Annotated in this window: 9 protein-coding genes and 1 pseudogene; 4 read left to right on the top strand and 6 right to left on the bottom strand. The window is 66.5% G+C overall.

Annotated elements, in window-relative coordinates; genetic code table 11:
- Positions 1–48: 48 nt before the first annotated feature.
- Positions 49–1,365: a homogentisate 1,2-dioxygenase gene (hmgA, locus tag EYW47_RS31370; RefSeq protein ID WP_240763999.1), complete on the top strand. Its 1,317-nt coding sequence runs from the start codon at positions 49–51 to the stop codon at positions 1,363–1,365.
- Positions 1,362–2,690, top strand: coding sequence for a fumarylacetoacetase (gene fahA / locus EYW47_RS31365; protein ID WP_165976727.1), 1,329 nt, complete (start codon positions 1,362–1,364; stop codon positions 2,688–2,690). The genes hmgA and fahA overlap by 4 nt, the downstream gene beginning before the upstream one ends.
- A gap of 99 nt (positions 2,691–2,789) precedes the next feature.
- On the opposite strand, the gene EYW47_RS31360 is transcribed toward fahA, so the two are convergent.
- The 3 genes from EYW47_RS31360 to EYW47_RS31350 all read right to left on the bottom strand — a co-directional run bounded on the left by EYW47_RS31360 (position 2,790) and on the right by EYW47_RS31350 (position 6,287).
- Complete coding sequence (locus tag EYW47_RS31360) at positions 2,790–3,653, bottom strand: hypothetical protein (protein WP_133198694.1); 864 nt, start codon at positions 3,651–3,653, stop codon at positions 2,790–2,792.
- 228 nt (positions 3,654–3,881) lie between these two features.
- On the bottom strand, positions 3,882–5,039 hold the full coding sequence (locus tag EYW47_RS31355; protein WP_133198693.1) for an MFS transporter: 1,158 nt from the start codon (positions 5,037–5,039) through the stop codon (positions 3,882–3,884).
- A gap of 63 nt (positions 5,040–5,102) precedes the next feature.
- Positions 5,103–6,287, bottom strand: a complete 1,185-nt coding sequence (locus tag EYW47_RS31350; RefSeq protein WP_133198692.1) for an MFS transporter — start codon at positions 6,285–6,287, stop codon at positions 5,103–5,105.
- A 427-nt stretch (positions 6,288–6,714) separates the two neighbouring features.
- Between EYW47_RS31350 and EYW47_RS31345 the strand changes: the two genes are divergently transcribed.
- Positions 6,715–6,975, top strand: coding sequence for a hypothetical protein (locus EYW47_RS31345; protein ID WP_133198691.1), 261 nt, complete (start codon positions 6,715–6,717; stop codon positions 6,973–6,975).
- Positions 6,976–7,177: 202 nt separating this feature from the next.
- Here the strand turns inward: EYW47_RS31345 and EYW47_RS31340 are convergent, their stop codons facing one another.
- Positions 7,178–8,965 (bottom strand): winged helix-turn-helix domain-containing protein, encoded by a 1,788-nt coding sequence (locus EYW47_RS31340; protein ID WP_133198690.1) that lies wholly within the window; start codon positions 8,963–8,965, stop codon positions 7,178–7,180.
- A gap of 173 nt (positions 8,966–9,138) precedes the next feature.
- Positions 9,139–9,965: pseudogene (locus EYW47_RS31335) on the bottom strand (crotonase/enoyl-CoA hydratase family protein).
- A 120-nt stretch (positions 9,966–10,085) separates the two neighbouring features.
- Between EYW47_RS31335 and EYW47_RS31330 the strand changes: the two are divergent.
- Complete coding sequence (locus tag EYW47_RS31330) at positions 10,086–10,634, top strand: plasmid fertility inhibition factor family protein (protein WP_377785263.1); 549 nt, start codon at positions 10,086–10,088, stop codon at positions 10,632–10,634.
- Between the two features lie 84 nt (positions 10,635–10,718).
- On the opposite strand, the gene EYW47_RS31325 is transcribed toward EYW47_RS31330, so the two are convergent.
- On the bottom strand, positions 10,719–11,780 hold the full coding sequence (locus tag EYW47_RS31325; protein WP_133198689.1) for a LysR family transcriptional regulator: 1,062 nt from the start codon (positions 11,778–11,780) through the stop codon (positions 10,719–10,721).
- Positions 11,781–12,103: the final 323 nt, after the last annotated feature.

Below are 12,103 nucleotides of genomic sequence, written 5' to 3'. Positions count from 1 at the left end.
GCAGGAAAAAGCGGGAAAAGCGCCACGAGCGCGGTGGCCGACGGCTATATGAGCGGCTTCGGCAACGAATTCGCCACCGAGGCGCTGCCCGGCGCCTTGCCCGATGGCCAGAATTCGCCGCAGCGCTGCGCTTACGGCCTCTATGCCGAGCAGCTTTCGGGCACGGCCTTCACGGCGCCGCGCTCGCACAACCGCCGCACCTGGTTCTATCGCATCCGTCCGGGCGCGGTGCACCAGCCGTTCACGCCGCTCGCCGCGCGCGCGAGCGTCGAGGGCGGCAACGGCAGCGCGCCGCGCCTCGTTGCCGATTTTGGCGATGTGCCGCCCACGCCGCCCAACCAGCTGCGCTGGGACCCGCTGCCGATGCCCACGGAGCCGACCGACTTCGTCGACGGCTGGGTGACGATGGCGGGCAACGGCTCGGCGGCCTCGATGAGCGGCTGTGCGATCCATCTGTACGCGGCGAACCGCCCGATGGTCGACCGCTTCTTCTACAACACCGACGGCGAGCTCCTGATCGTTCCACAGGAAGGACGCCTTGCGATCGCGACCGAGATGGGCAAGCTCGAGATCGAGCCGTTCGAGATCGCCGTGATCCCGCGCGGCGTGCGTTTCCAGGTCGAGCTGCCCGATGGCGAGGCGCGCGGCTATATCTGCGAGAACTTCGGCGCGCTGCTGCGGCTGCCCGACCTGGGCGTGATCGGCTCGAACGGTCTCGCGAATCCGCGCGACTTCCTCACGCCGCGCGCGGCCTACGAGGACCGCGAAGGGCAATTCGAACTCGTCGCGAAGTTGAATGGCGAGCTCTGGCGCGCCGACATCGGCCATTCGCCGCTCGACGTGGTCGCGTGGCACGGCAACTACGCGCCGTACAAGTACGACCTGCGCCGCTACAACACGATCGGCTCGATCAGCTATGACCACCCGGATCCGTCGATCTTCCTCGTGCTGCATGCGCCTACCGACACCCCGGGCGTCGACTCGATCGACTTCGTGATCTTCCCGCCGCGCTGGCTCGCGGCCGAGAACACCTTCCGTCCGCCCTGGTACCACCGCAACGTCGCGAGCGAGTTCATGGGCCTCGTGCACGGCGTGTACGACGCCAAGGCCGAAGGCTTCGTGCCGGGCGGCTCGAGCCTGCACAACTGCATGTCGGGCCACGGCCCCGATGCCGAGACCTTCGAGAAGGCTTCGAGCGCCGATACGTCGAAACCCCACAAGGTGGGCGACACGATGGCGTTCATGTTCGAGACCCGCACGCTGATCCGTCCGACGCGCTTCGCGCTCGAAACGGCGCAGTTGCAGGCGCATTACTACGAGTGCTGGCAAGGCCTCAAGAAACACTTCAATCCGGAGAAGCCATGAGCAACCCCATTCCTGCCGATCTGCAGGCAACGCTAGATCCGCAGCGCAAGAGCTGGATCGACAGCGCGAACGACGCCGCCTGCGATTTCCCGATTCAGAATCTGCCTTTCGGTGTGTTCAGCACGGCAAGCAACGCGAACGCGCGCGTGGGCGTGGCGATCGGCGACTCGGTCGTCGATCTGGCAGTGCTGCACGAGGCCGGATTGTTGCGCTTGCCCGCTGGATCCGGCGCTGCGCAAAACGCGCAGAATGTTTTCGCACGCCCCGCACTGAACGATTTCATCGCGCTGGGCCGCGATGTGTGGCGCAGCGTGCGCGTGCAGCTTTCGTCACTGCTCGCACGCGAAACGGCAGCGTTGCGCGAGGACGCCGGGCTGCGCCAGCGCGCGTTCGTGAAGCTCGCTGATGCGAAGCTGCATCTGCCCGTGGAGATTCCAGGCTATACGGACTTCTATTCGTCGAAGGAGCACGCGACGAATGTGGGTTCGATGTTTCGCGATCCGAAGAATGCGCTGCTGCCGAACTGGTCCGAGATGCCGATCGGCTATAACGGGCGCGCTTCGTCGGTGGTGGTGAGCGGCACGCCGGTGCGCCGTCCCAATGGCCAGTTGAAGCTGCCCGATCAGGAGCGTCCCGTGTTCGGCGCGTGCCGCAAGCTCGACATCGAGCTGGAGACGGGCTTTATCGTCGGCCGCGGCAATGCGCTCGGCGAACCCATCGCGTGCGAGCACGCCGAGGAGCATATCTTCGGCTTGGTGCTGCTCAACGACTGGAGCGCGCGCGACATCCAGCAGTGGGAATATGTGCCGCTCGGGCCGTTCAATGCGAAGACCTTCGCCACCACGATCTCGCCGTGGGTCGTGACGCTCGATGCGCTTGAGCCGTTTCGCGTCGCGCAGCCGGCGCAGGAGCCGCAGCCGCTCGAGTATCTGCGTCACGCGGGCAACCATGCGTTCGACCTCGCGCTCGAAGTGCTGCTGCGCCCCGAAGGCGCGAGCGAGGCCACCACGATCGCGCGCACGAATTTCCGCCACATGTACTGGACGATGGCGCAGCAACTCGCGCATCACACGGTGGCCGGCTGCAACACGCGCGTGGGCGATCTGATGGGCTCGGGCACGATCTCGGGCTCGACACCCGATTCGTTCGGCAGCCTGCTCGAACTGACGTGGAACGCGAAGAACCCGCTCGAACTCAAGAGCGGCGGCAAGCGCGGCTTCATCGAAGACGGCGACGAGCTCACGCTCGCGGGCTGGTGCCAGGGCGAAGGCTATCGCGTGGGCTTCGGCACGTGCGTCGGCACGATTTTGCCGGCGTTGAAGTAATTGAGGCGGTACGGCGGCGGCGGTCCGTCGCCATCCGCACAGGGGCCGTTACGCTGAGAGGCGCGTTGGCCGTTGTCGTTTGTCCAGGCTGGCGATGGCCTACTGCGGATTGGCAAGGGCCGTTGCGTCATGCGTTTCATGTCCGGCTGGCAGGACTGACGAAACCGGTGACATGGCAGCGAAGCTTGCTCGCAGCCCTGCGGCTTGCGCGGAAAGTGTTCGCCATTCGTCGACCAGCAACTGCGCGAGCGGCGTCGCGTGGCACGGTGCGTACTGTCCGAGTCGCGTCACGATGAAGGCAATTGCCTCGAGCGTATCGTGCAGGCGATGACCGTACACAGGTTCATGATGGGCAATCCGGTTGCGTGTCTGGTAGATCCGCTCGAGTTGGACTGCAACGTCCGCTCGTCGCAGCGTCTTGTCGGGAAAGACTCGCTTGAGTACGGGGCGCCAGAGCGGCGATTCATATTCGGCTGAGAAGAGTCGCTTCCAGAAATACAGCGTCAACTGGGCAATCACCTGGCCATTTGGCACCGCAAGTGACTGTTGTCTAATCTTCGCGTGTCGTTCATGCGTCAGCCCCGGTGGCACGCCATTGCGGAACAGCCTGTCGTCGATAGTGCGCTTCTGTGCGGTATCCATCTTGGTGTATGCAGCACGTTGCGCGCTGGCAATGGCTTCGCCGATCCGCGTTTTTTCCTGGTCGCGCCAACCGAATGGCGCAGGTGGGGCACGCAGCCAGTCAGTGGTGCCGAAGTGGTTTGCGAGATGGTCACAGATGGTGTTGCGCAGTGCAATCTCGACGACTGCTGTCACGCACATAAGGGTTCCCGCGACCTGCAGCGTTTGCTGGTGAAGCGCGATGGCCGGTCGGGGAGAGCCCGCGAGCGCCAGGAACGTTCCGAGACGCTCGCCGGACAAGAGCAGGGTGATGGCGGCCAGGGTGTCGTCGGAGAGCTCCATTGACCGTGTATTCCGTTTTCCGTAAGATTACTGACGAAAAGTCGGGATCAGTGTCGGCAGCTGCCTCCGGGTAAGCGGACCCCCGACTTCTTGCTGTAAGGGCGCCACTTCGGTGGCGCCCTTTTATTTTATGGGTCGCCGGTCGCGCGCCCGGATCAGCGCGTGAAGAATTGGGCTCGCATTGTCGTTCGTCAAACCGCACCGGGATGACTGGTCGGAACTGGCCTTCTAAGCCCGCACGCGCACAATCCCGCGTGCGCGTTCCCAGCGCAGCGTGCCGAGAAACAGCAGCGCGCACGCGAACAGCACCCAGAGCATGGCGTCGCGGCCCGCGTGCTCCATTAGCGCGCCGGTGACGATCGGGCCGCCGAAGCTCGCCGCGCTCCACGCCGCGCTCACGAGCGCGCTTGCCGAAACGAGCGCCACACCCTCGAAACGCTCGCCGCACGCGACGATGGAGAGCGTGTAGATCGAGCCCGCCGCCGCACCCAGCATGAACAACAGTGGCCAGCGCAGCCAGGGCGTCGCAATGGCCAATGGCAGCAGCGGCAAGAGCGCCGCCACGAGCACACCCATGAGCGCGTGCACGCGTTCGCGGCCGAGCCGGTCGGCAAGCCAGCCGATGGGGAACTGCATGGTGGTGTCGCCGAGCAGAACAGCGGATGCGAACAGCACGGCCGTTTCGCTGTCGATCCCGTGGCCCATCGCGAAGAGCGGCAAGAGCGAGAGCGCGAGCGTGTCGAACAGCGCGAAGAACCCCGTGGCGACGATGATCGCGGGCATCTTCGGCAGGACATGGCGCCAGCTGCCGTGCTTTTCGTGCGAGTCCGCGCCCTTCGCGCGCGTGCGGATCGCCGCGAGCATCGGCAGCGCGATCAGGAACAGCGCGCCGCAGATCGCGAAGCGCCACGCCGTGAAGCCCGCGATCTGGCTCACGAGCACGGGGCCGGCCATCTGGAACAGCGTGAAGGTGGTCGCGTAGATGCCGACCACGCGGCCGCGGTTGGTGTCGTTGGCGAGCTCGTTGACCCAGGCCTCGCCGATCGTGAAGAGCAGCATCAGCGCCGCGCCGCAGGCCATGCGCAAGAGCGCCCAGAGCCACAGGTTCGCGCCGAGCTGCATGAGCGCGGTTGCGACAGCGACGACGAGCACCGCGCCCACGATCACCTGGCGCGAGCCGAAGCGCGTGGTGATCCACGCTGTGGCCGGCACGACAAGGAGCCCGCCGAACGCTTGCGCGGCGGTGAGCAGGCCGACGATGGCGGTGCCGTAGCCGGCGTCGGTGAGGGCGAGGGCGGTGAGCGGCAAGGTCGCGCCGGAACCGAGGCCGACCACGGCCACGCTCAGGATCAGCGCGAGGAAATCGCGGGTGAGGACGGTTTTCATCGGGCAGGATGCTACTACGGGCGAGCGGATGCGGGGCGGCGCGCTGCCCGCGGCCCAGGCCCGTCAAACGCAGGACGTGGGCGCCGCCACCGCCGTGCGTCGGCGCGCGCGCCGGTCGAGCTGCGCCGAGACGAAGGTGAGCCCAAGCGCCGCGAACGCCATGAGGATGCCCACCCACGGCAGCGCGGTGAGCGGCGCGCCCGCGCTGATCGCCGCGCCGCCGAGCCAGGCGCCGCTTGCGTTGCCGAGATTGAAGGCGCCCTGGTTGAGCGTGGATGCGAGGTTCGGCGCAGCGCTCGCGCGATTGACGATGAGCATCTGCAGCGGCGGCACGATAGCGAAGGCGAGCACGCCCCACATGAAGATGGTCGCGACCGCCGCGAACTGATCGTGCATGGTGAACGCGAACACCGCGAGCACCACGCCAATTGCGGCAATCAGCGAGAGCAGCGAGCGCATGAGCTTCCAGTCGGCGAGCCTGCCGCCGAGCGTGCTGCCCACCGTGAGGCCGAGGCCGAACACCAGCAGCACGAAGGTGACGTCATGCGGCGAGAAGCCCGTGACGTCTTCGAGGATCGGCGTGATGTAGGTGAACACCGAGAACAGGCTTGCCGAGGCCAGCACGCTCATGCCGAGCACCATCAGCACCTGCGGGTTCCTGAGCACGCTGAATTCGTGCACGAGGCTCGCCTTGGGCATCTCGATGTGCCTGGGCAGGCAGACCTGCAGCGCCGCCGCCGCGAGCACGCCGATGCCGGTCACGGCCCAGAAGGTCGTGCGCCAGCCCGCGAGCTGGCCGAGCGCCGTGCCGAGCGGCACGCCCAGCACGTTTGCGAGCGTGAGGCCGGTGAACATGAGGGCGATGGCCTGGGCGCGGCGGTTGGGCGCCACGAGCCCCGCGGCGACCACCGAGCCGATGCCGAAGAACGCGCCGTGGCAGAACGCGGTGACGATGCGCGCGGCCATCAGGATCGGGTAATTGGGGGCGAGTGCGCACAGCAGGTTGCCGACGATGAAGATGCCGATCAAGCGCATGAGCGCCGCCTTGCGCGGCACGTTCGCGACGGCGATGGCAACGATGGGCGCGCCGATCGTCACGCCGAGCGCATAAGCCGAGACGAGCATGCCCGCCGCCGGAATCGACACGCTCAAGTCGCGCGCGACATCGGGCAAGAGGCCCATGATGACGAACTCGGTGGTACCGATACCAAACGCGGCGACGGCAAGGGCAAGAAGGGGCAATGGCATGGGCAGGGGGCGTTATGAGGTGCGCGTGTGCTCGGTTCGCGGCGCGCCGCTCGAGGTCGAGTCGCGGCGGGCGGCGCACAGGGTGTCGTGCGTAGCGGGGCGTCGCTGGTCCGACTGTGCACGCGTTTCGGGTCAAACGCGGAGCAACCGAAGTCAAGCCGGAATTGTACTGAAATGCGCCGCGCCGCATGCGGCACGCTTTTCTTGCGTTCTTCTTACGCAACACTCGCCAGGCGCGGGCGGCCTTGACGATTTCTTCAGGTTGCGTCCATGGTGCGCCCCACAGCCGCGCCGCACCATCTCTCTACGATCCAGTGCGCATTCCCCGGCGCGGCACCCGTTCTTCAGTTTGCGGGTGAGACAGCTGGCTTCGTCCGCGCCGCGCATGGCGGGTGGGGTGCATGCGCTTTCCTCCTGGAGCGATGACATGAACACGATGAACACAGTACGCATCGCGGTGGCCTGCGCGGCCGCCTTATTCGCAGGACTCGCGTTTGCCGATACGTCGTCCGATCCGTCTCAGGGCGCACCGTCGGCTTCGCAGGACGTGGGCGGCACGCCCATGACCAATAGCGCCTCAGGGGCGCCGATAGGGTTGACCCATGCGCAGGTGTATCAGGACCTCGTGCGTTCCACCAAGTCCGGTGAACGCGACCGCCTGAACAACGACCTGTACCACGGCAACTGAGGCAGGCACGCAGACCTCGAACGAAACTCTGGCCGGGCCGGCCGCCGCCGTGGCCGGCCACGGAGCGCGGCCGGCATCCCACAGGTCGGCCGCCAGACACGCAAAGGGCGCTCATGAGGCGCCCTTGTCGTTGCCGGGGCATGCCCATGGGGCGCCGCCAGAGGTGCCCTTATAAAGCGCGTAAAAGCGGCCTGTGCGCACTTCAATGCGTCTGTGCGCCCCCGATGTGCTGTTCGACGCGCCGCATGCGCCCGCTCGCGCGATACGGCTGGAACCAGGGATTCATGCGCAGCTCGCACAGGCGCGAAGCGCGCTCTGCGAGGGCCGCGTCCAGCCACTGGAACATCTCGTTGGGTTGGGCGAGCCGCGCATAGGCCTCGGCAATCAACAAGGGCGAGGTGTACTGCCTGCGCCGCCGCGCAAGCAGGTCGTCCAGATACCAGTGCAATACCGCGTCGTAGCCGCCGGCTTCCCAGTGGGAACGGACCGCCGTCGAGCGCGCTTGCAGATCGCAGCGTTCGAGCGCTTCCACCGTGGCGTCCACGGCCTGCGCAAAGAGCTTCTTCACTTCGAACGCGGTCGCCAGCACCTGGTACACGAGCGGCGAATGCTCCATGTGACCCGGTGCGAGGTACTCGCGCACGACTTGCGCATGCTGTCCCGCGAGAATCATGCCGAAGGCGCGCGAGCCCTGGAACGCGAGCGGGTCGATCTTCTCGGCGCGCGCCATCGCCACCTGGCCTTCGGCATGGCGGCCCGCCGCGAGCAGCAGCCGCGCATAGAGCCGGTGCGCCTCCGGATAGCTTGGATTGCGCCGCAGCGCTTCCTTGAAGCCCGCCTCGGCGCGTGGCCAGTCCCAGTCGAAGAAGTAGCGCACGGCGGCAAGCGCGTGATGGGCTTCGGGCAGGTCCGGGTCGAGCTCCAGCGCGCTTTGCGCGAGGGCGCGCGCGACGGGCCAGCCGTCGTCGGGCGCGAACAGGCCGTGCACGACCGACGCCCCGTAGTAGTTCGACAGCCCTGCGTAGCCGAGCGCGTAGTTCGGATCGTGCTCGAGCGCCGCCTCGAAATAGGCGCGGCTGCGCGCGAAGTCTTCGCCGTCGATGCCATGATGGGCGCAGAACGCCGCATCGAAATGCACGCGCCGGTACCAGAAGTAACGCCCGCGCACATAGGCGTCATGGGCGGCCGGGTCGACAGGCAGCCGCCGCGCGAGCAAGGAGCGCTGTTGCTCGGAGAGCGTGGAGGTGAGCTCTTGCGCGAGCGCGCCGGCGGCTTCCTTGATGATGTCGAGCGCGTCCTGCGAAACCGGCTCATGGGCGCGGCTCCAGATCTGAACCTCGTCGGCGCAACGAATCAGGCGCGTGAGGATGCGCACCTTGTGCGCTAGGCGCGAGAACGAGCCTTCGAGCACGTAGTCGAGCTTGAGCTCGCGCGCAATCTCGCCGATGCTCTTGGCCGTGTCGCGATAGCGCGCCGCGGTTGTGCGCGCGATCATGCGCAGTCGATCCGCACCGAGCGCGCCTAGCGTGGCCGAGATCTCATCGGCGAGGGCGCTGCAGAAATAGGCCTCTTTGCCATCGCCCGTGAGGTTTGCAAACGGCAGCACCAGCACGCGCACGGCGCCGTGCGTGCCGATGGGCTCGGTGTCCGTGCTGTCTGAGCGGCTCGCGAAGCTCGCGCCGTCGAGCCGGTAGCCCTTGCCCTTCACAGTGACGAGATGGCGCGGCCGCGCCGGGTCGTCGGCCAATGCGATGCGGATCTTGCGGATCGCGGTGTTGATGCCGTTCTCGTTGTCGCGATATGGATTGCCGTGCCATAGCCGCTCGACAATGTCCGCGCGCGAGATCAACTCACCGTGGCGCGAGGCGAGCAGGATCAGGAGATCCATCGGCAACCGCTCCAGCCGCACTTCTTCGCCCGCGCGCCGAAGCTGGTAGCGCTCGACGTCGAGCTCGAAATCCGCGAAGCGGATGATTCGATCCGTCGGCATGTAGGGATCCCCTGATGCGGCATCATGGGTCGTGCGCGGCGGCGTCTCGTCTTAGGAATGTCCCGCCGTGCAGCAGACGGCGTGGACGATCCCGACGGCGCGCGCGGGGCGGGCAGCCAGTCGAGTTGGCTGTCTGATTCAAATTTAGCGGCTCGCGCGGAGACCTTCAAGAATCAGCCATCGAGCGGATCGCCATGCCGGCCCGCGCCCGCGGCGAAGCGCGCGGCGAGCGCGAGCCCTTCGTCCATGACCGCGCGATAGCCGCCTGCGCCTTCGCGGCGCAACGCTTCGCCGAGATCGGCCAGCGTGCTGTTTTCCCAGGCCGAGCGGCGGTCAGCCAGCAAGGCCGCCTGCGGGAATGCCGCGAGTTGTGCCGCGAGCGCCTCGGCTTGCTCGCGCGCCGTCCCCGGCTTCACGACGCGGTTCGCAAGCCCGAAGGCGAGCGCTTCCTGGGCGTTCACGGCGCGCCCGGTGAGGATCAGATCGAGCGCGCGCGACAGGCCGATGAGACGCGGCAGGCGTACACTGCCGCCATCGATGAGCGGCACGCCCACACGCCGGCAGAACACGCCGAGGACGGCGTCTTCTTCCACGACGCGCAAATCGCAAAGGAGCGCGAGTTCGAGCCCCCCGCGACGGCGTATCCCGCGATGGCGGCGATGGCCGGCTTGGCGAGCGTCATGCGCGTGGGGCCGAGGGGGCCGGGGCCGCTGCCGTCGGCGTGGACTTCGTTGCGCCTTGCGTCGTCGTTGAGCGCGCCCAGGTCGGCGCCCGCGCAAAATGTGCCGCCCGCGCCGAACAGAACCGCCGCGCGCCATTGCGGATTCGCTTCGAAGCGCGCGAAGGCGGCGGCCAGCGCTTCGGCTACCGGGCGGTCGATGGCGTTGCGCTGCTCGGGCCGTTCGAGCACGATGGTGGCAACCTGAGCGCGTGCTTCGATGCGCACGTGGTTGCCAAAAGTCTCGGTGCTTGCGGGATGGATGGGGTTCGCTTTGTCCATCGGTTTTTTTTCCTGAGGCGCGAGGCATGCGCATTCGTGGTGCATAGGTCACGAAAATTTCACGAATCCCTCGTAGCTTAGGCCGCTTTTCACGACTACTACGAGAGACGCGCCCTCCGCATGCCGCCGACGTCCCTGTCCACGCCTACCGAGATGCCTTCGACCCCGTCACCGCACCCGTCCGCGTCCGGACCCTTCTGGGTCGTGCCGGTGCCGGCCCATCATCCCTACGACTATGTGCGCTTCAAGCGCGTCTTCACAACCGACGGCACGCGTCACGAAGTGGTGATCGTCGACTTGCACAAGCTGCTGGTCTGCGCCGAGCGCGACGACACCGACTATGTGCTCAAGCCGGTCGACGACTGGCATGTGGGCAAGGTGCGCGGCATCCGCGAATTTCTCGACCCACACAACGAGCGGGTGCCGCAGATGCCCTACGTGACGATCGCGAGGCGGCGCGCGGCCGGGCTCGCGGGTTGGCTCGGCCTCGCGCACGTGGGCGTAGTGGCATTTCGCAACGGCCAGCATCGTGCGCGCTACCTCGCATGGGCGGGCGCGACGTGGCTGCCGGTGGAAGTGCACGAGCGCGAAGCGCCGCTGCTGCGCGAGCTGTGCGGCGCCGTGGGCCTCGACGAAGCCGGGGAAGGCGGGGCGCAGAACCTGGCATAGCGGCGCTTGACTACCGGTCAAGCGCCGCCTTGGGTGTTGCCCGGTTTGTGTCTGGCCTGCGCCTGATTTGCACTCAGGCGGCGTTCAGTTGCCGCTCATCGCGTGCAGCGCCGGACTGCTGCCGAGCGTGCTGCCGAATGTGCCACCAACCGTGCCACCAACCGGCAGCAGCGCCGCTGGACTGGCCGCAAGGGCCGCAGCAGGCTGGGCCGTCGCTTTGCCGCCGCCATCGCTTGCATGCTGGAAATGCTCGACGGCGTAATCGACGAAGCGCAGCGTTTTTGCCGGCAGATACTGGCGGTTCGGATAGACGATCGACATGTGGGCCTCTGGGTCGTCGATCTCGTATTCGGGCAACAGGCGGATCAGCGTGCCGGCCGCGAAGTCGTCGGCGACGAGCGACGCGGGCACGACTGCCACGCCCATGCCCGCGAGCGCGGCGTGCCGCACCATCAGCATGTTATTTACCGCATAGGCGGGGCGCAGCGTGATCTGTTGCGCTTGCTCGCCAGGCTTCGCGAACTGCCAGCTGACGCTGCGCTCTTCGGGCGGCAACGTCACCGCGGCATGGCGCGCGAGCTGTGCGGGCGTGCCTGGTTCGCCATGCTCGGCGATCCAGGCGGGCGATGCGCATGGCACGAACGTTGCCAGGCCGAGCGCCTGCTCGATGATCTCCATGTCGTCGTTGCGGCCGCTGCGCGCGGGCGAGGCCGCGACGATACCCACGTCGAACCTGTCCTCCACCAGATCGATTTGCCGCTCGGCGAGCGTGAGGTGCACGTTCACGCGCGGATAGCGCCGCCGGTAGCCGTCGATGAGCGGCGTGAGCGTGACGAGCGACAGCGTGCTGGCCGCCGCCACGCGCAGCGTGCCGCTCGGCTCGCGCTCGGTGTGCGCGAGCGCATTTTCGAGGTGGTCGAGTTCCTCGAGCACGCTGCGGCAGCCGTCGAGATAGCGAAGGCCTGCTTCGGTAAGCGAAAGATTACGCGTGGTGCGGTTGATGAGCCGCGTATGGAGGTGCGCTTCGAGCATGGCAACCGAGCGGGTGACCAGTGCATTCGAGACGTCGAGTTGTTGCGCGGCCCGGCGAAAGCTTTGCGATTCCGCAACTGTGACGAAGACTCGCATGGCGTGTATTTGATTCATCGAATTTCGCCTCGTATGCTGGTTGCATTTACCGGGTAAAGGGGTGTTCTGTTTGACAATGTCGCGCTATCAACTCTGTCGTCCGGTAATAGAACACACTTGTCGGACCTTGGTGTGGCGATAATTAGAATGAAAATAATATTGACAGTTGTCGGGAATTGCAATATCTATCTCAAACGGCAGCGGCGTTTCACTCTTGTAAAGGATTTGATTTCCGGGTGGTACGAGTATGGGCCGATGAGTAAGGGTATTGGGCAATGAAACGCGTAATCAGGGCCAATCGCGTCATTCAATCGGGCGCAGGCGATGCGCGGCGGCTTTGC

The organism is Paraburkholderia silviterrae (assembly GCF_004353915.1).
Taxonomy (GTDB): domain Bacteria; phylum Pseudomonadota; class Gammaproteobacteria; order Burkholderiales; family Burkholderiaceae; genus Paraburkholderia; species Paraburkholderia silviterrae.
Note: the sequence above shows the minus strand (reverse complement) of the source record. Positions and strands in the feature narration are given on the sequence as shown.